This is a genomic window from Allocatelliglobosispora scoriae (assembly GCF_014204945.1).
Classification (GTDB): domain Bacteria; phylum Actinomycetota; class Actinomycetes; order Mycobacteriales; family Micromonosporaceae; genus Allocatelliglobosispora; species Allocatelliglobosispora scoriae.
Genome location: NZ_JACHMN010000002.1, coordinates 1,829,659 through 1,852,033 on the forward strand (window position 1 = coordinate 1,829,659; position 22,375 = coordinate 1,852,033).

19 protein-coding genes are annotated in these 22,375 nt (G+C 69.8%); 11 read left to right on the forward strand and 8 right to left on the reverse strand.

Features of this window, described 5'->3' with window-relative positions:
* Positions 1–16: 16 nt before the first annotated feature.
* The 3 genes from F4553_RS13880 to F4553_RS13890 are packed head-to-tail and all read right to left on the reverse strand — an operon-like array spanning position 17 to position 4,189.
* Positions 17–685, reverse strand: a complete 669-nt coding sequence (locus tag F4553_RS13880; RefSeq protein ID WP_184836080.1) for a response regulator transcription factor — start codon at positions 683–685, stop codon at positions 17–19.
* A gap of 35 nt (positions 686–720) precedes the next feature.
* On the reverse strand, positions 721–2,379 hold the full coding sequence (locus F4553_RS13885; protein ID WP_376776266.1) for a sensor histidine kinase: 1,659 nt from the start codon (positions 2,377–2,379) through the stop codon (positions 721–723).
* 40 nt (positions 2,380–2,419) lie between these two features.
* Complete coding sequence (locus F4553_RS13890; protein WP_184836082.1) at positions 2,420–4,189, reverse strand: AMP-dependent synthetase/ligase; 1,770 nt, start codon at positions 4,187–4,189, stop codon at positions 2,420–2,422.
* 86 nt (positions 4,190–4,275) lie between these two features.
* On the opposite strand from F4553_RS13890, the gene F4553_RS13895 reads away from it, so the two are divergent.
* From F4553_RS13895 to F4553_RS13905, 3 genes are read left to right on the forward strand one after another with little or no spacing between them, the layout of a single operon-like run.
* Positions 4,276–4,722 carry an SRPBCC family protein gene (locus tag F4553_RS13895; protein ID WP_184836084.1) on the forward strand — a complete coding sequence of 149 codons (447 nt, stop codon included), beginning with the start codon at positions 4,276–4,278 and terminating at the stop codon, positions 4,720–4,722.
* A complete protein-coding gene (locus F4553_RS13900) occupies positions 4,722–5,213 on the forward strand; it encodes a hypothetical protein (protein WP_184836086.1) in 492 nt (163 codons plus the stop codon). Before F4553_RS13895 ends, F4553_RS13900 begins: the two co-directional genes overlap by 1 nt.
* A 49-nt stretch (positions 5,214–5,262) precedes the next feature.
* Positions 5,263–6,210: an ROK family glucokinase gene (locus F4553_RS13905; RefSeq protein WP_184836088.1), complete on the forward strand. Its 948-nt coding sequence runs from the start codon at positions 5,263–5,265 to the stop codon at positions 6,208–6,210.
* A gap of 161 nt (positions 6,211–6,371) precedes the next feature.
* Here F4553_RS13905 and F4553_RS13910 read toward each other — a convergent pair whose 3' ends face one another.
* On the reverse strand, positions 6,372–7,385 hold the full coding sequence (locus F4553_RS13910; protein ID WP_184836089.1) for a LacI family DNA-binding transcriptional regulator: 1,014 nt from the start codon (positions 7,383–7,385) through the stop codon (positions 6,372–6,374).
* A 221-nt stretch (positions 7,386–7,606) separates the two neighbouring features.
* On the opposite strand from F4553_RS13910, the gene F4553_RS13915 reads away from it, so the two are divergent.
* From F4553_RS13915 to F4553_RS13950, 8 genes are all read left to right on the forward strand, one after another.
* On the forward strand, positions 7,607–8,872 hold the full coding sequence (locus F4553_RS13915) for an ABC transporter substrate-binding protein (protein WP_184836091.1): 1,266 nt from the start codon (positions 7,607–7,609) through the stop codon (positions 8,870–8,872).
* An 83-nt stretch (positions 8,873–8,955) separates the two neighbouring features.
* Positions 8,956–9,888 (forward strand): carbohydrate ABC transporter permease, encoded by a 933-nt coding sequence (locus F4553_RS13920; protein WP_184836094.1) that lies wholly within the window; start codon positions 8,956–8,958, stop codon positions 9,886–9,888.
* A 29-nt stretch (positions 9,889–9,917) separates the two neighbouring features.
* Positions 9,918–10,778, forward strand: coding sequence for a carbohydrate ABC transporter permease (locus F4553_RS13925; protein WP_184840727.1), 861 nt, complete (start codon positions 9,918–9,920; stop codon positions 10,776–10,778).
* Between the two features lie 68 nt (positions 10,779–10,846).
* Positions 10,847–13,177, forward strand: coding sequence for a glycoside hydrolase family 2 protein (locus F4553_RS13930; protein WP_312875204.1), 2,331 nt, complete (start codon positions 10,847–10,849; stop codon positions 13,175–13,177).
* Positions 13,174–14,103, forward strand: coding sequence for an ROK family protein (locus F4553_RS13935; RefSeq protein WP_184836097.1), 930 nt, complete (start codon positions 13,174–13,176; stop codon positions 14,101–14,103). The genes F4553_RS13930 and F4553_RS13935 overlap by 4 nt, the downstream gene beginning before the upstream one ends.
* A 106-nt stretch (positions 14,104–14,209) precedes the next feature.
* On the forward strand, positions 14,210–14,893 hold the full coding sequence (locus tag F4553_RS13940) for an endonuclease/exonuclease/phosphatase family protein (protein ID WP_184836099.1): 684 nt from the start codon (positions 14,210–14,212) through the stop codon (positions 14,891–14,893).
* Between the two features lie 84 nt (positions 14,894–14,977).
* Positions 14,978–16,363 carry a flavin-containing monooxygenase gene (locus F4553_RS13945; protein ID WP_184836101.1) on the forward strand — a complete coding sequence of 462 codons (1,386 nt, stop codon included), beginning with the start codon at positions 14,978–14,980 and terminating at the stop codon, positions 16,361–16,363.
* The gene (locus F4553_RS13950) at positions 16,360–17,112 is read left to right on the forward strand and encodes an alpha/beta hydrolase (RefSeq protein WP_184836103.1); all 753 of its coding nucleotides are present in this window, start codon (positions 16,360–16,362) and stop codon (positions 17,110–17,112) included. The genes F4553_RS13945 and F4553_RS13950 overlap by 4 nt, the downstream gene beginning before the upstream one ends.
* A gap of 326 nt (positions 17,113–17,438) precedes the next feature.
* Here F4553_RS13950 and F4553_RS13955 read toward each other — a convergent pair whose 3' ends face one another.
* The 4 genes from F4553_RS13955 to F4553_RS13970 form a co-directional block, all read right to left on the reverse strand.
* On the reverse strand, positions 17,439–18,554 hold the full coding sequence (locus F4553_RS13955; RefSeq protein WP_184836104.1) for a glycosyltransferase family 4 protein: 1,116 nt from the start codon (positions 18,552–18,554) through the stop codon (positions 17,439–17,441).
* 9 nt (positions 18,555–18,563) lie between these two features.
* Positions 18,564–19,625 carry a Fic family protein gene (locus tag F4553_RS13960; protein ID WP_184836105.1) on the reverse strand — a complete coding sequence of 354 codons (1,062 nt, stop codon included), beginning with the start codon at positions 19,623–19,625 and terminating at the stop codon, positions 18,564–18,566.
* An 87-nt stretch (positions 19,626–19,712) separates the two neighbouring features.
* The gene (locus F4553_RS13965) at positions 19,713–20,951 is read right to left on the reverse strand and encodes a M48 family metallopeptidase (protein ID WP_184836106.1); all 1,239 of its coding nucleotides are present in this window, start codon (positions 20,949–20,951) and stop codon (positions 19,713–19,715) included.
* Between the two features lie 7 nt (positions 20,952–20,958).
* Complete coding sequence (locus F4553_RS13970; protein WP_246466951.1) at positions 20,959–22,305, reverse strand: NYN domain-containing protein; 1,347 nt, start codon at positions 22,303–22,305, stop codon at positions 20,959–20,961.
* Positions 22,306–22,375: the final 70 nt, after the last annotated feature.

Below are 22,375 nucleotides of genomic sequence, written 5' to 3' on the forward strand. Positions count from 1 at the left end.
GAGTGGTGCCGCCCCATCAGAACTTCGGCGCGTCAGGGGCCTCGAGAAGGCCGAGCCGAAGTGCGGTCATGAGCGCCTGGGCACGGTTGGCCGCGCCGAGCTTCTCGTAGAGCTTCGAGATGTGCGTCTTCGCCGTGGACTCGCTGACGAAGAGCTGCTTGGCGATGCCATTGACGCTCATGCCGTCGGCGAGCAGCCGCAGCACCTGGCCCTCGCGGGGCGAGAGCTGCGGTCCGGCCGGGGCCAGCCGACGCTTCATCGCCTCGGCGAGGTCGGCGGCGGTGAAGGCGGACGGCGCGGAGGCGGCGTGGCGGGCGGCGGCGACGACCTCGTCGGCGGGCGCGGTCTTCGGCACGAAGGCGCTCGCACCGGCCTCCAGCGCTCCGAAGAGCTGGTCATCTCCCGCATACATGGTGAGGACGACGATGCCCATGGTGGCGCTGCCCTTGCGCAGGGCGCGGGTCGCCTCGAGTCCGCTGCCGTCCGGCAGGCGGAGGTCCATGATCACGACATCGGGCTGCAGGGCGCCGGCTTGGCGCACCGCCTCGGCCGCAGTCCCAGCCTCGCCAACGACCTCGAACTGGCGGTCACGCTCGAATGCGTGCCGGAGACCCTTTCGGATCAGGTCGTGGTCGTCGACGAGCAACACCTTGGTGCGGCCTGTCGGTACGGTGCTGGTCGACATGCTCTCCCCTTCTTCGAGCGCTGTTGGTTGAGCGCTCACACGTTATCGCGCCGACCGGAGGAACCCAACACCACCGCGACGGTTGTTCCGTGCGGGTGACGCGGGCGAATCTCCAGCCTGCCTCGGATACGTTCCGCTCTCTCTTTCATGATCGCAATACCGTAGTGTCCGTCAACTCGCTGGTCAGCGATTCCCTGTCCGTCGTCCGACACTTCGATTTGGGCGTTTGGCGGGTCGACGGAACAGGTCACCCACAGGTTCGTGGCCCCCGCGTGCTTGCGAGCGTTGGTGATCGCCTCCTGGGCGATTCTCAGCAGCTCAGCCTCGGTGGCGGCGGGCAGACGGGCCGGCGAGTCGTCGAGCGACAAATGAACTCGCAGTCCGGCCGAAGCCCCCACGATACGGGCAAATTCGGCGATTGCAGCCGTCAATCCCCCATGACGCTCAACTTCACTGCGCAACTCGAAGAGACTCAATCGAAGTTCGGTGATCACCCGAGTCACCTCGGCCCGCAGCGCGCGCAGTTCGGTCTCGGTGGTCTCCGATCCCTCCTCGGGCAGCGTCGCGAGCGCGTTGTCGATCCCGTAACCCACCATGACCAGCTCCTGAGCCACTCCGTCGTGAATTTCACGGGCGAGGCGTTGGCGCTCCTCGTTGGTCGCGAGCGAGCGAACCTCGTCGAAGAGCAGCGCCGCTTCCAGCCGCAGGGCGGCCGGGTCGGCCACCGAGCGCAGTCGCGCCGCCGCGTTGGGCGGGAAACCGCCGGCCGCGTCGAGCTCCAGGACGAGGAGCCCGACTGTACGCACACCCGCCACGAGCGGCACCACCAGGGCACTCACCTCGCTGCTGGTGCCGGGCGCCGCCGCCGTACGCCGGATCGTCTGGGACCGGCTGGAGATCTGCGAGAGCTGGCTCGCCCACGCCTCCGCGATCGCCGAGTCGGTGTCGAGCGTCGTCTCCCAGTCGCTGCGATCGCTGCCGTCGAGACCGAGACCCGACTGGGCGAGCACCATCAGCCGACCGCCGCCGCTGGCGGTGAGGACGGCCGCCCGGTCCGACTTGGTCACGGTGCGGACCTCGTCGATCAGGTGCTCGGCGATGCCGCCGGGGTCCAGGGTGGCGCCGGGCAGCTGGCGGGCCACCGTGCGCAGCTGGGTCAGCAGGCGGGTCGCCTCCGCGTAGGGCTGCGGGACGGACCTGCGGGCCAGCACCGCGCGCTGGAGGGCACCGCTGGTGAGCGTGCCGAGGGTCACCAGGACCAGCCACTGCGCGCAGATCGCGAGGTAGCCAGGCGAGTCGATCAGCCGCACGCCGTCGACGTGGATGAAGGCCCCCGCCGTACCGAGGCCGATCGTCGCGGCGAGGAGCAGCGCTCCGGCTTCGAACCGGTGGCCGTAGAAGGCCGCGGCGGTGAGCGGGACGGCGAGGTAGGGCAGCAGGGCACCCGCGCCGACACCCGAGGTGAAGGTGCCCGCGTCGACCGCCGCGCCCGCGATGTAACTGGCGCCCACCGCGATGAGCAGCACCTCGGCGAGGCGCCCGAGCGGCGCGATGACGCGATGCCGGGGCATGAACAGGGTCGGGAGTCCGGCGACGGCGAGCGCGCCGATCCAGACGAGCTGGCCGACCCCCGCGACGAGCACCGTCAGCGCCGCCACCAGGGTGAGCAGCGCGAGGCGCACCACACCGGCGATCAGTGCGGCGTTGCGGGCCCGGCCGGGGGTCCGGCTCCGGTCAGGCTGGGTAGATCGCTTCGATCTCGTCGGAGTACTCCTTGATCACGACGGCGCGCTTGACCTTGAGGGAAGGGGTCAACTCGCCGGTGGCTTCGGTGAAGTCGCGCGGAAGGAGACGGAAGACACGGATCGCCTCGGCCTTGGAGACCGCCCTGTTGGCATCGTCGACAGCGGTCTGGATCTCCGCGCGCAGGGCGGGATCGTCCCGCAGCGCGGCAGGGTCGACCATGGTGCGTCCCTGCCCTTCCAGCCACTTCGGCAATGCCTCCTCGTCGACGGTGACGAGGGCGGCGATGAACGGTTTACCGTCGCCGATCACCACGCACTGGCTGACCAGCGGGTGTGCCCGAACCCGGTCCTCCAGCACCGCCGGCGCGACGTTCTTGCCGCCGGCCGTCACGATGATCTCCTTCTTGCGCCCGGTGATGCTCAGGAAGCCGTCGTCGGAAAGGCTGCCGAGATCCCCGGTGTGGAACCAGCCGTCGACGAGTGCGTCGGCTGTCGCTTGCGGATTGTGCCAGTATTCACCAAAGACGATATCGCCGCGCACCAGGATCTCGCCATCGTCGGCGATCCGCACGGTGACCCCGGGCAGGGGCTGCCCGACGGTGCCGATACGGGTGCCGCTCTCCCGGTTGAACGTGATCGCCGGTGAGGTCTCCGTCAGCCCGTACCCCTCGAAGATCGAAAGCCCTAGACCTCGGTAGAAGTGGCCCAGGCGCGCGCCGAGCGGCGCGCCGCCGGAGATGGCCGCGGTGCAGCGGCCGCCGAGCGCGGCCCGCAGCTTGCCGAAGACGAGCAGGTCGAAGAGCTTGTGCCGGGCTCGCAGCGCGAGTCCGGGTCCGCCGGGCTTCTGCAGCGCCGTCGAGTACGCGATGGCGGTCGCCTCGGCCGCGTCGAAGATCTTGCCCTTGCCCTCGCCGTGCGCCTTCTGCCGGGCCGAGTTGTAGACCTTCTCGAAGACCCGCGGCACGCCGAGGATGAAGGTCGGCCGGATCCGGGCGAAGTCGGCGATGAGGTTCTTCACGTCGGGCGCGAACGCGGTCTTGACCCGGGCCTGCACGGCACCGAGCTGTAGCAGCCGGGCGAAGGCGTGCGCCAGCGGCAGGAAGAGCAGCGTCGTGGCGCCCTCGTGGAAGAGGATGCCGAGCTCGGGGATGGCGTTGGAGATGTCGGCGAGCAGGTTGCGGTGGGTGAGCACGCAGCCCTTCGGCCGTCCCGTGGTGCCACTGGTATAGATGATCGTCGCGACATCCTCGGCGCCGAGCGACCGGCGCCGGTCCTCGACCTCCTCCTCGGCGACCGCCGTGCCGTTCTCGACGAGCCGGTCGAGGTCGCCGGCGTCGATCGTCCAGACCTTCGCGGCGGCCGGCGAGGAGGCCCGGATCGTCTCGGCGTGGTCGGTGCTCTCGGCGAAACACGCCACGGCGCCCGAGTCGGCGAGGATCCAGGCCACCTGCTCGGCGCTGGAGGTCTCGTAGACGGGGACCGTCACCGCGCCGCAGGACCAGACCGCGTAGTCGATCAGCGTCCACTCGTAACGCGTGCGGCTCATCAGCCCCACCCGGTCACCCGGGCCGACTCCGGCGGCGATCAGGCCCTTGGCCAGCGCGGCGACCGCGTCACGGAACTGAGCGCACGTGATCTCGGAGTCACCCACGAGGAACTGGACGCTCTCCGGATGGGTACGCGCGTTGGACCAGACCGGATCGGTCAGGTTGTCCCCCGCGTTGATCGTGACCACCGGCGCTACGGAAACCTCCCGCACCGTGCCTCCTTCGCCGACCGACTGTGACGTCGACTCGAACCTACCTGCTCCACCAGCGGTCGTCCGCAGCGGTAGCCTGCTGAACTATGGCCGACTCTTCCACGCAGTCGATCGTGATCGACGCCACGCCCGAGCAGGTCGCTTCGGTGATCTGCGACTTCGCCGCCTACCCGGAATGGGTCACCGCCCTGCGCTCGGTGGAGGTGCTCACCGAGTACGAGGACGGGTACGCCGCCGAGGTGACCTTCGCCCTGGACGCCGGCCCGGTCTCTGACGAATACACGGCAATCTATGAGTACGCGGAGGACCTGACCCGGATCGAATGGCAGCTCGCCCGCCCGTCCAAGATGCAGAAGGTGCAGAACGGCGCCTATGACCTGGTCGACAACGGCAACGGGACCACCACGGTGACCTACACGCTGGAGGTGGAGCTCGCGATCTCCATGCTCGGCATGTTCAAGCGCAAGGCCGAGAAGGCGATCATGGATGCTGCCCTGGGCGGCCTCAAGAAGCGCGTGGAGGGGCAGGCCTGATGTTCAGCGGTGACCCCGGCACCGCCCGACAGGAGGCCGAGCGCCTCGTCGTCGCCGCGCTCGCGGCCGCCACCCTGGCCGCCAACGCGCACCCCGACCTCGCCACGGGCAGCCCGGCCTGCTGCGTCTGCCCGTTCTGCAAGGTGATCGAGGCGGTCCGGGATCCCGATCCCGAGTTCGTCGAGCGCCTCGCGACCGGCGCGGGCGATCTCGCCGTCGGCATCGCCGGCCTGATGCGCAATCTCGCCACGCCCAAGACCGACGGCGAGCCCGCCGACGTGTGGCGGGCTGCGACGACGACCCCGCCGCACGAAGCCGCACAACCGGGTGATGACACACCACCGAAACCGGCTAAAAAAATAGCCAAGAAGGCGATCAGGAAGGTCGTACCCAAGGATCCATCCACGACCGTCACCACCGGGCCGGAGCAGGGTCTCAAGCAGGTACCAAAGAAAGCCGTACACAAGATCTCTTTGCCTGATCCCGAGTAGGGTGTCACCAACTGTTTCATGTTGGTTTCAAGGGCAAGGTGGTAAGTCGGTGGCACTCACCATCGGTGTGGACGTCGGCGGCACGAAAGTGCTGGGCGGCGTGGTGGACGAGGGCGGGAAGGTGCTCGCGACGACGCGACGGGCCACCCCGGCCGAGGACGTCGCCAAGACCCTGGACGTCATCGTCGACGTCGTGCGGGAACTGACGGAGCAGCACGAGGTCACCGGCGTCGGCATCGGTGCCGCCGGCTGGATCGACGCGAGCCGGTCGACCGTCCTCTTCGCACCCAACCTGGCCTGGCGGGATGAGCCCCTGCGCGGCAAGGTCGAGGCTGCTCTCGGCGGCCTGCCCGTCGTCGTCGAGAACGACGCCAACGTCGCGGCCTGGGCCGAATTCCGCTTCGGTGCCGCCGAAGACGCCGACGACTCGATGGTGCTCTTCACCGTGGGCACCGGCATCGGCGGCGGCATCATCCTCGGCGGTCAGCTCGTCCGCGGTGCGCACGGCATCGCCGCCGAGCTCGGGCACGTCCAGGCGGTCCCCGAAGGCCAGCTCTGCGGCTGCGGCCGCCGAGGCTGCATCGAGCAGTACGCCTCCGGCAACGCCCTGGTCCGCTTCGCCCAGACCGGCGCGAAGAACGATCCCGGTGACGCCGGCCTGCTGCTGAGCCTCGCCGGTGGCGAGGCCAACGCGATCACCGGTCCGATGGTGACCGAGGCCGCGCAGTCCGGTTGCCGGGTCGCCATCGACGCGTTCCACCAGTGCGGCACGTGGCTCGGTGTCGCGATCGCCGACATGGTGCAGATCCTGGATCCCCAGATCATCGTGGTCGGCGGAGGTGTCATCGACGCCGGCGAGCTGCTGCTCGGCCCGACGATGTCGTCGTACAACGAGCAGATCGCCCAGCGCGGCCGCCTCCCGATCGCCGAAGTCCGCCCCGCAGTCCTCGGCAACACCGCAGGCATCGTCGGCGCCGCCGACCTGGCCCGCCGCTAAACCACACCCGCACCACGCCACCGCGCGCCCACTCCCCTGAATTTTAATGCTGGACACGCCGGTAAACCCGTCACAAAGGTCAGGATCATCTGGGGCCCAGATGTCGATCCTGACCTTTGTTGCACTTTTGCCGGCGTGTCCAGCATTAAAATTCAGGGGATTTAGCGGGGTGGGGCTGTCGTGCCGCGGGGGGTCAGGCGGGCCGTCTCGGCCTGGTAGCCCGCCGGTGCCGCACCGGCGATCAGGTCCAGCAGCGTGCGGGCCGACTGGGAGCCGTAAGCGGGGATGTCGCGGCCCAGCGCGGTCAGGGCCGGGTGGACCAGGCGGCACAGCGGTGAGTCGTCCCAGGCCACGATCGACAGGTCGCCGGGGACCGAGAGCCCCATCTCCTGCGCCACCGCGAGCCCGGCGATCGCCATCACGTCGTTGTCGTAGACGATCGCGGTGGGCCGCTGCGGCGAGCTGAGCAGGCGCCGGGTGGCCCGGGTGCCGTCCTCGCCGCTGTAGTCGGCGCCGATCGTGCTCGCCTCGGCCAGCCCGAGCCGCCGGGCTACGGCGTCGAAGGCCGCCGTCCGCGTCTCGGTGTGCAGCAGGCCGGGCATGCCGCCGACCCGGGCGATCCGGCGGTGGCCGAGGGCGGCGAGGTACTCCATCGTCTCGACCAATGCCGCCGCGTCGTCGGACCAGACGTGGGCGAGCGCCCCGGTGTGCCCGGGTCCGCCGATCACCACGGCGGGGAGCTGAAGCTCCTCCAGCACCGGCACGCGCGGGTCGTCGACCCGAAGATCGCAGATGAGTACGCCGTCCACGCGCCGCTCGCCCCACCAGCGCCGGTAGACGGCGATCTCGTCGTCGGCGTTGGCGACGACCTGGAGGGTGAGCGCGAACGACATCGCCGAGAGCTCGGCCTCGACGCCGCTGATCAGCTCCATGAAGAACGGTTCCATGCCGAGCGTGCGGGCGGGGCGGCAGAGTGCGAGCCCGATGGCGCGGGCGGGCGCGCCGGAGAGGGCCCGGGCGGCGCTGTTGGGGTTGAACCCGATCTCGGTGGCGATCGCGATGATCCGTTGCCGGGTCGACTCGCTGACGCCGGGTTGGCCGTTGAGCGCGTACGACACCGCTCCCTTGGACACCCCGGCCTGGCGGGCGATGTCCGCGATAGTCGGTCGCTTCATGTGCTGCGCTCCCTGTGATCACCTGAGACCGGCGCATGGTAGCAATGCCGGCCGTAAAACCCCTGGTGCGGTTAAGTATAGGCAGGTTGCTGAACCGAATTAGTGATCACATAACGCCTGACCATTCTACTGGAAGCGCTCCCATTGACACGTTCGTAACACGCTCGTACAGTCTCCTTCACTTACCCGGTTCAGTGAAATGTGATCCGTCGGAGGATGGCATGAAAAGAATCATTCGTACCCTCATGGTCGGCTCGGTCGCCGCGGCGATGCTCGTCGCCTGCAGCGGTAAGGCCGCCGAGTCGACGGCCGATGGCGAGATCTCGCTGAAGGTCAATTTCTGGGGCGATTTCGGCCTCACCGACCTCAAGGCGAAGTACGAGGCGTCCCACCCCAAGATCAAGATTGTCCTCAACTCGGGCGAGTTCAACGCCCAGCACGAGGACCTGCAGAAGAAGCTCGTCGCGGGCTCGGGTGCCGCGGACATCGCGGCGATCGACGAGGGCTTCATCGTCCAGTTCCGCGGCCAGGCCGACAAGTTCGTCAACCTGCTCGACAACGGCGCCGGCAAGTACCAGGACAAGTACCTGCCGTGGAAGTGGAAGCAGTCGCTGTCGGCCGACGGCAAGACCCAGATCGGTCTCGGCACCGACGTCGGCGGCCTCGCCATGTGCTACCGCACCGACCTCTTCAAGGCGGCCGGGCTGCCCACCGACCGGGCCGCGGTCTCCGCGCTCTGGCCCACCTGGGACAAGTTCATCGAGGTCGGCCAGACCTACAAGGCGGCGACCAAGAAGGGCTTCGTCGACAACGCGACGAACATCTTCAACCCGATCCTCGGCCAGCAGCCCGTCGGCTTCTATGACGAGTCCGAGGCGCTGAAGATGGACGGCGGCCCGAAGGCGGCCTTCGACACCTCGGTGAAGGCGATCGACGCCGGCCTCTCGGCCAACCTCGCGGCCTGGTCGCCGGAGTGGAACGCGGGCTTCGTCAAGGGCGACTTCGCCGTCCTCGCCTGCCCCGCGTGGATGCAGGGCCACATCAAGAACACCGCGCCCGACACCGCCGGCAAGTGGGACATCGCCGCGATCCCGGGCGGCGGCGGCAACTGGGGCGGCTCGTTCCTGACCATCCCCAAGCAGGGCAAGCACGTCAAGGAGGCGTACGAGTTCATCGAGTGGCTGATCCAGCCGGAGCAGCAGATCGAGGTCTTCAAGAAGGTCGGCAACCTGCCCTCGCAGCCCGCCCTCTACAAGGACCCGCTGATCCTCGACTTCAAGAACCCGTTCTTCAGCAACGCACCCGTCGGCCAGATCTTCGCCGGCACCGCCGAGGGCCTCACCCCGCAGTATCTGGGCAAGAAGAACGGCCCGACCCGGGTCGCGGTCGAGAACGTGCTGAACAGCCTCCAGGCCAAGAGCATCAAGAGTGCCGATGCCTGGGCCGAGGCCGTGAAGGCCGCCGAGAAGGAAGCCGCCAAGGCGTAGCCCTTCCCAGACCGGGGTGGGCGCGCTGCGCGAGGAGCGCCCACCCCACTGACGTGCTCAGTCCGTGCTCACCAGGAGGCCCCATGCCCGCCACCAAGATCGGCGTGCGCGACCGGTTGCACCGGTTCGACATGCGGTATACGCCCTACATCCTGATCGCGCCGTTCTTCCTGCTCTTCCTGGTCTTCGGGCTCTTCCCGCTGATCTTCAACGGGGCCGTCTCCCTGCGGACCTGGCGGCTGGACGATCCCACCCGCGACGGCTGGGCCGGCTTCGAGAACTTCACCAGGCTCTTCGGCGACACCGAATTCTGGAACGCGCTCGGCAACACCTTCGGGATCTTCCTGCTCTCGACGGTGCCCCAGCTCTTCGCGGCGCTGATCATCGCGAACATCCTCAACCGGCGGCTCCGCGCGACCACCTGGTTCCGCGTCGGCGCCCTGCTGCCCTACATCACCCCGGTCGTCGCCTCGACCCTCATCTTCGACGTCGTCTTCGCCAAGCAGTACGGCCTCGCCAACTGGGTGCTGTCGCTCGGCGGCGTCGACGGAGTCGACTGGCGCGCGGAGAAGTGGTCGTCCTGGCTGGCGATCGCCACCATGGTCAACTGGAAGTGGATCGGCTACAACGCGCTGCTCTACCTCGCCGCGATGCAGTCCGTGCCGCGCGACCTCTACGAGGCCTCGGCGCTCGACGGCGCCTCCCCGTGGAAGCAGCTCTGGAAGATCACCGTCCCGGGCATCCGGCCCGTCGTCATCTTCACCGTGGTCCTGTCCACCATCGGCGGCCTGCAGCTCTTCACCGAGCCGATGCTCTTCGAGCCGAACCCGCAGGCCGCCACGGGCGGGGCGCGGGGCGAGTGGCAGACCATCGCCCAGCTGATCTACAAGGTCGGCTGGAAGGACCTGAATCTCGGCTACGCCGCAGCCATGTCCTGGGCGCTCTTCCTGATCATCGTCATCGTCGCCATCGTCAACGCCCTCATCACCAACCGCGTCGGAGGTGGGAAGAAGTGAGCACCCGCAGCAACCGCCGGGCCCTGCTGATGGGCCGGGCACCGCAGGACACCCCCGGCAGCATCTGGAACTACGTCGTGCTCGTCGGCATCATCGCCTTCTTCGCGTTCCCGCTCTACTGGATGTTCGTCATCGCCACCGGCACCGACGCGGACCTGGCGAACATCCCGCCGAAGGTGCTTCCCGGCAGCCGCTTCCTGGACAACGTACGGGAGGTGTTCGGGCTCTCCGAGGTCTACTTCTCGGCCTCGTTGATCAACAGCTTCTTCGTCTCGACGATCACCACGGTCTCGGTCCTCTTCTTCTGCTCGCTCGCCGGGTTCGCCTTCGCCAAGCTGCGCTTCAAGGGCCGCAACGCGCTGATGGTGATCGTGATCCTCACCCTCACCGTCCCCAACCAGCTCGGCATCGTGGCGCTCTACATCGTGATGGGCAAGATGCCCAGCTCAGACGGGACCGGCTGGAACGGTACGCTGGCCGCGGTGATCGTTCCGGGCCTGGTCAACGCGTTCGGTGTCTTCTACATGCGGCAGTTCATCATCGGCTCGGTCCCGGACGAGCTGATCGAGGCGGCCCGTGTCGACGGGGCCACCACCCTGCGCACCTACTGGAGCATCGTGGTCCCGGCGATCCGGCCCGCGCTCGCCGTTCTCGGCCTGCTCAGCTTCGTGACCAGCTGGAACGATTTCCAGTGGCCGCTGATCACGCTCGGCGGCACCGAGTTCCCCACCTCGATGGTGGCCCTGTCGGACCTCGCCAGCGGCAACTACGTGCTCTACCGGCGGGTGCTCGCGGGCGCGTTCCTCGCCACCGTGCCACTGCTGATCATGCTCTTCGTCGGTGGCAAGCAGATCGTTCGCGGAATCATGGAAGGCGCGGTGAAGCATTGAGCCCCGTTAGTCCGTTGCACGACGGTTGGACACTCAGCTCGGCGGAGCAACCGGCCATCCCGGCCTCCGTGCCCGGCTGTGTGCACACCGATCTGCTGGCCCAGGGCCTGATCGCGGACCCCTACCTGGACGACAACGAGACTCGCCTGGGCTGGATCGGCCGGACCGCCTGGCGGTACGAGACCTCCTTCGACGCCGACGACCTCGGCACCGACCGGTTCGACCTGGTCTGCGACGGCCTCGACACGGTCGCCACGCTCACGCTCAACGGCATCGAGCTCGGCACCACCGCCAACATGCACCGGCGTTACCGCTTCGACCTGCGCCCGGCGGTCCAGCCGGGGCGCAACACGCTCGCGGTGGAGTTCGCGTCGGCCTACGCCCACGCCGAACGGATGCGGGCACTCGTCGGCGACCGGCCGGGCGCATATGATGAGCCTTATCAATATATTAGGAAGATGGCGTGCAACTTCGGCTGGGACTGGGGTCCGACCCTGGTCACGGCCGGGATCTGGCGCGCGATCGGCCTGCACGCCTGGTCGGTCGCGAGAATCAGCCGGGTACGCCCACACGCCACCTTCGACGGCCCCGACGCCCTCGTCGAGGTGCACGTCGAGCTGGACCGCGCCACCGAGGAGCCGGTGACCGTGACCGTGACGACAGGTGAGACCGGCGGCACGGTGGCCGTCGCACCGGGCGCGACGACCGCCGTCGTCACGCTGCGGATCGCCGACGCGCAGCGGTGGTGGCCGGTGGGCTACGGCGCCCAGCCGCTGCACCGCCTTCAGGTGTCCCTGAGCGGGGCCGACGGCGTACTCCTCGATGACTGGAGCCGGAGCATCGGCCTGCGCGAGGTGCGCGTCGAGACCGCGCCCGACGAGCATGGCTCGCCCTTCACCCTGCACGTCAACGACGTGCCGATCTTCGTGAAGGGGGTCAACTGGATCCCGGACGACGCGTTCGCCGACCGGGTCACCCGCGACCGGCTGGCGCGCCGCTTCGACCAGGCCATCGCCGCCAACGTCAACTTCCTGCGGGTCTGGGGCGGCGGCGTCTACGAGTCCGAGGACTTCTATGAGCTCGCCGACGAGCGCGGGCTGCTGGTCGGCCAGGACTTCCTCTTCGCCTGCGCGGCCTATCCGGAGGAGGAGCCCTTCGCGAGCGAGGTCGCGGCCGAGGCTCGGGACAATGTGGACCGGCTCGCCCACCACCCCAGCCTGGTGCTCTGGACCGGCAACAACGAGAACATCTGGGGCTTCCACGACTGGGGCTGGCAGGAGCCGCTCGCCGGTCGGAGCTGGGGCGCGGGCTTCTATCACGAGCTGCTGCCCGCGATCGTCGCCGAGCGCGACCCGGGCCGGTTCTACTGGCCGGGCAGCCCCTGGTCCGGCGATCCGGCGATCCACCCCAACGACTCCTCGCACGGGACGATGCACATCTGGGACGTGTGGAACCAGATCGACTACACCCACTACCGCGATAAGAAGCCACGGTTCGTCGCGGAGTACGGCTTCCAGGCCCCGCCGGTCTTCGCCACCCTGCGCCGCTCGATCAGCGACGCCGAACCGGCACCGGACTCCCCCGGCATGCGGCACCACCAGAAGGCCGCCGACGGCGACCGGAAGCTCCAGCGGGCGCTCGACGCGCACCTGCCGCCGCCGCGCGACTTCGACGACTGGCACTACCTGACGCAGCTCAACCAGGCCCGGGCGATCCGGCTCGGGATCGAGCACTTCCGGTCGCTGCGCCCCCACTGCATGGGGAGCATCGTCTGGCAGCTCAACGACTGCTGGCCGGTCACCTCGTGGTCGGCGATCGACGGCGACGGCCGCCGCAAGCCACTGTGGTATTCCCTGCGCGACGCCTACGCCGACCGGATCCTCACGATCCAGCCGGGCGGGCGGCTCATCGCGATCAACGACACCGGCGAGGCCTGGCTCGGCCAGGCGGAGGTCACCGCGCACGCCCTGGACGGCTCCGCGCTCGCCACGGCGAAGCTGGAGATCGACGTGGCACCCGCTGCGGTGACCGGCCTCGACATCCCGGCCGAGGTCATCGCGGCGGGCGGGGTGGCGCTGCGGGCCCGGCTCGGCGACGCCGCCGCCTGGTGGTTCCTCGCCGAGGATCGGGAGATCGACTATCCCCCGGCCCGGTTCACCACCACCGTGCAGCAGGTGCCGACCGGCTATCGGGTGACCGTCACCGCCGAGACGATCCTGCGGGACCTGACCCTCTTCCCCGATCGGCTCGACCCGTCGGCCGAGGTCGACGACGCGATGATCACGCTGCTGCCCGGCGAGTCGGCGAGCTTCCTCGTCACCACCTCGGCAACGCTCGACGCGGCGGCGCTCACCACCGCACCAGTCCTGCGCTGCGTCAACGACATCGCACGCGCATGACGACGGCGCTGGCGGTCGACGTCGGCGGCACGAAACTCGCCGCCGCGCTCATCCACCACGACGGCACCGTCCTCACCAGGGCCGAGGTCGCGACACCCCGGACCGCCGAGGCGGGAGCCCTCACCGACGAACTGCTCGCGCTGGCGAGCCGGGTCATCGCGGCCGACCCGGGACGGATGATCTCCGCGCTCGGCGTCGGCTCGGCCGGGCCGGTCGACCTGATCCGGGGCACGATCAGCCCGGTCAACATCCTCGGCTGGCGGAGCTTCCCCATCCTCGACGCGCTCCGCGAACTGCTGCCGGGCCGGCCCGCCGTGCTCGCGGGCGACGGCCACTGCATGGCGCTCGGCGAGCACCGCTTCGGCGGATTCGACTCGCGCGCCCTGCTCGGGATGGTCGTCTCCACCGGCGTCGGCGGCGGCATCGTCCTCGACGGCAAGCTGCACCCCGGACCGACCGGCAACGCCGCGCACATCGGCCACATCGTCGTCGACCTCGACGGCGGCCCGTGCCCCTGCGGCGGGCGCGGCTGCGTCGAGGCGATCGCGTCCGGGCCCTGCATGGTCCGCTGGGCCCAGGAGCAGGGCTGGTCCGGCCAGCCCGACGGGCGTTCGCTCGCCGCGTCAGCGATGTCGGGCGACCGGATCGCCCGGGAGGCCTTCACCAGGGCCGGCCGAGCGATAGCGGCTGCCGTGGTCTCCGCCGCCGCGATGATCGACCTGGACGACGCGGTGATCGGCGGCGGGGTGGCCCAGTCCGGCCCGCTGATCTTCCGCCCCATCCGCCGGGCCCTCAACGACCTGGCCGGCCTCCCCTTCGTCCGCCGAGTCCAAGTCCACGAGGCCCGCCTGGGCAGGGACGCCGGGCTCCTGGGCGCCGCAGCCCTCGCCTTCGACGAGGCTGCAGCCGCCGTCGCCGCCCGCTAAATTCGCGTTGATCAAGGGAAGACTCGCCGCATATCGGGCACCCCGGATGGCGAGTCTTCCCTTGATCAACGCGAATTAGGGCGGCGCCCGCCGCTACAGTCGGCGGATGGGTGCACGGTTGCGGGTTGTGTCTTACAACGTCCACTCCTCGCGGGACGACCGCGACGCGCTCTCGCGTGTCGTACGCGGGCTACGGCCGGACGTGTTGATCGTGCAGGAGGGGCCGCGGCGGTTTCGGTGGCGGACCAAGGGGGCCGATCTCGCGCACTCCTTCGGGCTCTTCGTCGCCGGTGGCGGGCTGCCCTCGCTCGGCAACGTCATCATGACCAGCCTGCGGGTCAAGGTGGTCGAGGCGTGGAACCAGCAGTACCCGTTGAAGCCCGGACGGCACATGCGCGGGGCGGCCTTCGTCCGGATCGAGGTGGAGGGGTCGCCCGCCACGATCGTCGGCGCGCACCTCTCCACCGACGACGAGGAGCGGCCGTCCCAGGCCAGGCTGCTGCGGGACTCGCTCGACCGGATCGACGGACCGGTGATCCTCGGCGTCGACCTCAACGACGAGCCGGGCTCGGAGTCCTGGCGCATCGTCCACGACGGGCTCACCGACGCCGCCGAGTCGACCGGCTGCGGTGGCGAGTGCACCTTCCCTGCTCACGGCCCCCATCGGCGGATCGACACGCTCGTGGCAAGCACCGGCGTCACGATCGACGCGTACCGGGTGGAGACCGGACCGCTCACCCTCGCAGCCAGTGATCACCTGCCGATCCTGATCGATGTGACGCTCCCGTAGGGCTGGACAAGACAGCCCGACAACAGCGAAAATGCCTCGCGTCTCCCTTTGTGAGGCCACATCGCTTGTTAAGGAGATCACCCGGTGAGCTACGACCTCGACGCGCCGGGCGTGACGCTCTGGCGCGACGGCTTCCCCGTCTATGACCGTGGCGAGACCGTCTGCGTCATCGGCGCCGGTCCCAGCGGCCTGACGGCGATCAAGAACCTCAAGGAAGCCGGTTTCGGGGTCGACTGCTACGAGCGGGAGACGAGCGTCGGCGGCGCGTGGAACTGGCGGCACGACCGCAGCCCCGTCTACGGCAGCACGCATCTCATCTCGTCGAAGCCGTTCACGCAGTTCCCCGACTTCCCGATGCCCGACTCGTGGCCGGACTACCCCCACCACTCGCAGGTGCTGACCTATCTGGAGCGCTACTCCGAGCACTTCGACCTCAAGCCGCACATCTGGTTCGGCACCGAGGTCGTCAAGGTCGAGCCCGCCGAGGGCGGCCACTGGGATGTCACGACCCGCAGCACCAGCAAGTACGGCGGTGCCGAGCGGATCCACCGCTACACCGGTGTCGTCATCGCCAACGGGCACAACTGGTCGCCGAAGATGCCCGCCTACGAGGGGCTCGAGGACTATCGGGGCTCGGTCATCCACGCCTCGGCGTACAAGGACGCGGCGCAGCTGCGCGGCAAGAAGGTCCTCGTCATCGGCGGCGGCAACACCGGCTGCGACATCGCGGTCGAGGCCGCGCAGCAGGCCGCGCGCTGCTGGCACTCCACCCGCCGAGGATATTGGTACGCACCGAAATACGCCCTCGGCCGCCCCACCGACCAGGTCAACGCCGGACTGCAGCGGCTGCCCCTGAAGCTGCGCCAGTGGGTCGCCCAGCGCACCCTGAAGCTCACCGTCGGCGACGTGGCCCGCTTCGGCCTGCCCGCACCGGACCACAAGGTCTACCAGAGCCACCCGATCGTCAACAGCCAGCTGCTCTACTTCATCGGCCACGGCGGGATCACCCCGACCGGCGAGGTGGCCCGGTTCCACCGCAACTCCGTGCAGCTCAAGGACGGTCAGGAGATCGAGCCGGACCTCGTCATCCTCGCCACCGGCTACACACCGACCTTCGGCTTCATCGAGCCCGAACTGCTCGGCACCGACGCGCAGGGCAAGCCCAACCTCTACCTGCACGCCTTCCCGCGCCGCCACCCCACCCTCGCCGTCGCCGGACTGCTGCAGCCCGACTCCGGCGTGCTGCCCCTGGTGCACTGGCAGATGGTCGTCTTCGCGCAGTACCTGCGCCAGCAGCAGGCAGCCCCCGCCAAGGCCGCCCTCGTCGGCCGACGCGTCGAGTCCTTCGCCGGGCGGGCCTGGACGGCCACCCGCACGACCGATTCGACGCGTCACTGGTTCGAGGTCAGCCACATGCTCTACCTGCGGGAACTGCAAGCCGTGCTCAACGACCTCGAGGGGACCCGATGACACCCACGATCATCCGGCAGGCCGAGTGGTCGCGTCCCGTCCGGCCCGTCCGGCGCGAGGTGCTCACCGCCACCCCCGAGGTCGACGAGGGGCACCCGCCGCTGCTCTTCGTCCCCGGCTTCGGCCACGGGGCCTGGGCATACGCCGAGCACTGGCTGGAGCACACGGCGTCGCGGGGGTTCGCGGCGCACGCCGTGAGTCTGCGGGGGCACGGGCGCAGTGATGCGGACTCCAAGGCGTCGCTGCGGGCGTACGCCCACGATGTGGCCCAGGTCGCGGCGAGCCTGCCGCGCCGCGCGGTGCTGGTGGGGCACGGAGCCGGCGCGCTCGTGGTCGCGCACGCCCTGGCGCGCTACGCCGCCCGGGCCGGTGTGCTGATCTCGCCGATCCTGCGCAACCGCAACCCGCTGGCGGTGCTCGGCGGCAAGCCCGGCGCGCGGCAGCTCTTCAGCAGGGAGCTGCCGTCGGCGACGGCCCGCGGCTACACCGCGAGGATCGGCAAGGCGAGCGGGCGGGCCCGCCGGGAGCTGCTCATCGGCCGGACGCCGGAGGAGCCGGTCGGCAACCCGCCGATGCTCATCGTCGGCAGCCCCGACGACGCGCTGGTCTCGTCGAACGCGCTGAAGCAGGCGGCTCGCGCCTATGGCGGTGCCCCGCTGCTCTTCCCCGGCATGGGCCACGACGTGATGCTCGACGCCCGCTGGCGCGAGCCGATCGACGCGATCCTGGACTGGCTGGAAAAAGCCTGACCCCATCCGGGGGTACGCCCACCCGCCCGGTCACGCTGCTTCCGCGCCCCCTGGCCGTGGGCGCCTCGTATGCGGCGCCCCCACTCGCATGATCGCGTCGTTTCCCGGAAACCGGCCCCACACTCGGCCGCCGAGGGGACTGTTTCCCGGAAACAACGCGATCATGCGTTGCGACCGGGCCTACACGCGTCCGCACTCTTCGCCCGCTCATACCCATCGCCGCCCGACGCCCCCACTCGCATGATCGCGTTGTTTCCCGGAAGCCGGCCCCACACTCGGCCGCCGAGGGGACTACTTCCCGGAAGCAGCGCGATCATGCGGGGTTGCTACGAGTGCAGGAGAGCGGACAGGCGAGCCGCCTGGTGTTCCCAGCGCCATTCGCGCTCCGTCCACGCCCGGCCCGCCTCGCCCATCGCCCGCGCGGCGGCGGGATCGCCGAGCAGCTCCACCAAGCGCTGGACCAGCAACGTCAGGGTGCCCACCACATAGCCCGTCTCACCCTCGCGAACCGCGTCCGGCGCGCCGCCCGAGTCGCCCGCGATCACCGGCAGCCCGGTCGCGGACCCCTCCAGGTAGACGATGCCGAGCCCTTCGACGTCCAGCCCGCCGCGGCGGGTCCGGCACGGCATCGCGAAGACATCTCCCGCCGCGAAGTGCGCGGGCAGCTCCGACCACGGCACCGCCCCCGTGATCGTCACCGCGTCGGCGACGCCGTGCTGCTGCGCCAGACCCTCCAGGGTGGACCGATAGGGCCCGCCGCCGACGATGAGCAGGGCCGCGTCCGGCACAGCCTGGCGCACCAGCGGCAGGGCGCGGATCAGCGTGTCCTGCCCCTTGCGCGGCACGAGCCGGGAAACGCAGACGATCACCGGCCGGTCGACGAGTCCGTGCTGCTTGCGCACGATGGAGCCGTCCACCGACGGATGGAAGGAATCGACATCGACACCGGGCGCCAGCCGCTCCAGCCGGGTCCGGTCGCCGAGCGCCTTCGCCAACCGCGACCTGGTGTATTCGCCGAGATAGGTGAGCACATCACACCCGTCGGCGATCCGTCGCAGCGCCGTCCTGGCACCGGGCAGCGCAGCCCAGCCGACCTCGTGGCCGTGGGTGAGGCCGACGGCTCGCTCGATGCCGGTCCGGCTGCGCAGGCCCTGCGCGAGCAGCCCGAGCGGGGCCGAAGCGCCGAACCAGACCGCGTCGCAGCCGTGCGCCTTAGCGATCGACGCCGCCCGCCGGGCGACGCCGGGGGTGGGCAGGAGCATCCCGGTCGACTCGCGGATCACCTCGAAGGGCTGCTCCGCGTCGAACGCCGCCGACCCCTGGTGATCCGAGCAGTAGACGACCAGTTCGTCCGGCGGCAACCGCAGGGCCAGGTTGTGCACGAACTGCTGGATGCCACCGGGGCGGGGCGGGAAGTCGTTGGTGACGAGCAGCGTGGACATCCGGCCACCCTACCGACTGGGGCTCTGGATGCGCCGCCACGAGGCGGCCCGGCCGAGGCCGTCGACCGCGATCAGCTGCTCATGCCGCATCCGGTCCAGCGCCATCCTGATGGTCTGATCGCTGATGCCCGGCAGTGCGGCCCGCACGTCCGCCATGCGGAACACCGGTTGAGCGTGGTGCGTGACGTAGTCGCGCACCCGTTCCATCTTCGAGCCACCGGACCGGCCGGCTGCGGCCCGATCGGCGAAGGTGCCATAGGCAGCGGCCAACACGTCCACGAAGTACCGCAGCCAGGGCCACGGATCATGACTGCCCTCGTGCCAGTCCTTCGTCGAGTCGAGCAGCGCCTGGTAGTACTCGTCGGCGGATTCGGCGATCGTCTGCTCAAGGCTGACATATCTGGAGACGCCGTAGCCGCTGGACATGAGCAGCGCGTTGGTGACGGCTCGCGCTACCCGGCCGTTGCCGTCCTCGAAGGGGTGAATGACGAGGAAGTCCAGGATGAAGAGGCCGACCAGCAGAACCGGGTGGTGCAGTCCGGTGTGCACGGCGGCCTTGTATCGATCGACCAGCTCGCTGATGTAGAAGTCGGTCTGCGCTGCGGGAACCGGCCGAAACCGCACCGTGATGTCACCATCGGGGGATCGATCGACGACGAGATTGTCCTCGTGCTTGAACCGTCCGCCGATCACCGGGGTATGCGCGAAGAGCAGCTTGTGCAGGTGGACCAGGAGTCCGGCGTTGAGCGGCTGCCAGTCGCCCCGGAAGAGGTAGTCCTGCGCGTCGCGGTAGCCCGCGAACTCCTGCTCGCTGCGGGTACGCAGAGTCCTGGCCTGGCCTGAGAGGATGCGATCGGCCCGAGCGATGTCGGGAACGACGATTCCCTCGATTGCTGATGAGGCGGTGATGCTCTGGACTCGGGCCCGATGTTCCAACTGGCCGAGCAGACCGGGCAGCTGATCACGGAAGAGCGCCTCGGAGCCTCGGCCGACATCAACGGTGCTCAGCGTCGCCACCAGGCCCGACGGCACTCGGCCGACCAAACCATCAAGATCCGCGAAGCTTCGCATGTGCACCCCACCACTGACGCTAAACTACCTAATCTGATGTCAGATTAGGTAGTTTAGTAGATTCCCTAGGTAGTTCTGCAACCAGAATCAACGGCGGGCGAAGGCGCGGGCTGCGGCCATGCGCTCGACGGTGGTGGGGTGGCTGCCGAAGAGGAACTGCTCCAGCCACGGCGGGTCCGGCTCACCGAGGTTGACCAGGGAGAGCTTCGCCTCCATCGACTCGAAGACCACCGGATCCCCGGCCAGCTCCAGCGCATGGCGGTCGGCGCGGGCCTCCAGCTGCCGGGAGACGAAGGCCTGAGCGGGCCCGGCGAGCAGCCCGACGATCGTCGCGATCGCGAGGAGCAGCCCGATCGCCTGCGGGCTGCCGATCGATTCGACCCCGGCCCGGCGCAGCAGCCCGGTCCAGCCGCCGAGCAGGAAGATGCCGATCACCAGCAGCGCCGTACCGAGTGCGCCGATGATCGTCCCGCTGACCACGTCACCGGCCTTGGCGTGGCCCAGCTCGTGCGCGACGACCGACTCGACCTCGGCCGGGGAGGCCTCGGCGAGCAGGGTGTCGTAGACGACGATCCGCCGCGTCGGCCCGAGCCCGGAGACGTAGGCGTTGAGCGCCGTCGTCCGCCGCGAGGCATCCGCGACCAGGACATCCTTCACCGGTACGCCATCGCGCTCCGCCAGCTCCAGCAGCGCGGTCCGCTGCGGCCCGTCGGCCATCGGCGTGAAGGTGTTGAAGATCGGCTCGACGAGGACCGGGAAGACGAAGGTCATCAGTACGACGAGACCCGCCGCGGCGACCGCCCCGAAGCTCCACCACCACTGGGGCGACCAGCGGGTGGCCCAGAAGAACAGGAGCAGCACGACGGCGCCGATCACGGCGGAGACGGCGAGGTTGCGGAGCTGATCGGCGGTCCAGGCGCCCCAGGTGCGGATGTCGAGACCGTAGCGGGCCCGCACGGCGTGCTGCCAGGCCGCGAACGGCATCGTGACGAGGCTGGCGATGCCGAGGACGAGCAGCCCGCCGCCGACCGCCTTGGCCGGCCAGGGTCCGGGCACCAGGTTGACGAGCTTGGCGCCGAGCGGGGTGAGCCCGAGCAGCAGTGCCACGACCAGCCCGAGCACCATGCTGGGGTAGGACGACCAGCGCAACTCGGCGTGCAGCGCCTTCGCCTGCGCGACCCGCTCGGCCGGGAGGGTGGCGAGTGCGGCGAGCTGGTCGGCTCGGGGCGCGGGCGGCCGCTGCCACGGTGTCAGCACGGCGACGGCGATCCCGAGGGCGACGAGCAGCACGGCGAACGACAGCGCCGCCCAGCTTCGAGGTGTCATGAAAGGTCTAACCCCGGGAGAGGCGCCGGAGGAGTGAGTCGGCGGCCATCGGGTAGGCGCCGTGGCGGCGCACCCCGTCGGCGACCTCGCGGTCGGAGGAGACGACGACGATGGGGCGCCCGGCCGGTTCGGCCCGGACCAGCCGCCTGATCAGCTCGTCTGCGGTCTCGCCCTTGCGGGAGAAGAGGACGCGCACTCCGCGCGGGGCCGGTGGCAGCCCGTGCACGGATTCAGCACCGTCGAAGACGACCGTCACCTCGGCGCGGGTCTGTGCGGCGAGCCCGCCGAGACCGGCGATGAGGCGGCTTCGTTGCTGCTCGAGGGAGATCTCGCCGTACCCCCGCTTGGTGACGTTGTAACCGTCGACCAGCAGATGCGCCTTGGGGAGCGCGAGCAGCTGATCAAGGCGCGCGGGGTCGTCGGTGCTCTGCGCGCGGGCGGAGGCGGTGGAGCCGCCGGGGCGCTCGGCGTGTGCGTCGGCGACGGCGTCGGCCGGGAGCACGTCGACGGGGTCGAGGGCGAGTTCGCGGCGCAGGCCGACGGCGGCCTGGCCGATCGTCTCCAGCAGCAGCCACAGCCGCGCCTCGTCGACCTGCCGGGCGTCGCGGGCGGCCTGGCGGACGCTGCTGCCCGCGGTCTCGGCCTCGGCGAGCTTGGCGCGCAGGCGCTTGAGCTCCGCGTCGTGGTCGGACGCGTTCTTGGCGATGCGGCCCTTCTCGGCCGAGAGCTGATCGGTCGCCTTCTTCAGCGCGCCCTGGGTCTCCCGCAGGGCCTTCGCGGTGCCCCGGGACTCCTCGCGGACCTGGGCCATCTCGCGGTGGATCTTGGCGAGCTCGTCGCGCAGCTTCTCCGCCTCGGTCCGCGCCACCGCCCGGTCGTGCTCGGCGCGCAGCGCGCGGGTCTCGGCGGCGGCGACGAGTTCGGCGACGGCGGCGCTCTCGCTCTCGGCGCGCACGGCGGTGTCGGCGGTCTCGATCAGCTCGCGCCAGCCGTTCGGCCGGGCGAGGTAGGCGAGGGCGGCGACCTCCACCGGGTCGGCGGCGGCCGGGCTGATCCCCTCGAGCACGGCGAGGCCGAGCTCGCCGGAGTCGGCGAGCACCCGCTGGCCGACGCGCTGACGGAAGACCGAGTCGGCGGTGAGGTGGGCGGCGATGACCTGCCCGCCCATCCGGGCGCGGCGATTCGGCGCGAACTTGGCGATCTTGCGCAGAGGCACGTTGAGCTCGTCCTGCGGCAGCCCGGACAGGACGCTCGCGGTCATCGTGATCACGCGCTGGCGGACCGGTTCAGGCAGGATCGGCTCCGGAATGAAGTCCGTTTCGTCGGAATTTTCGCCAGAGACCGCGCCCTCCATCTCCACGAGGGCATCCTGCTCCGGTTCCGACATCCCCCTATTCTCTCATTCATTACCCGCGTGTCATCTA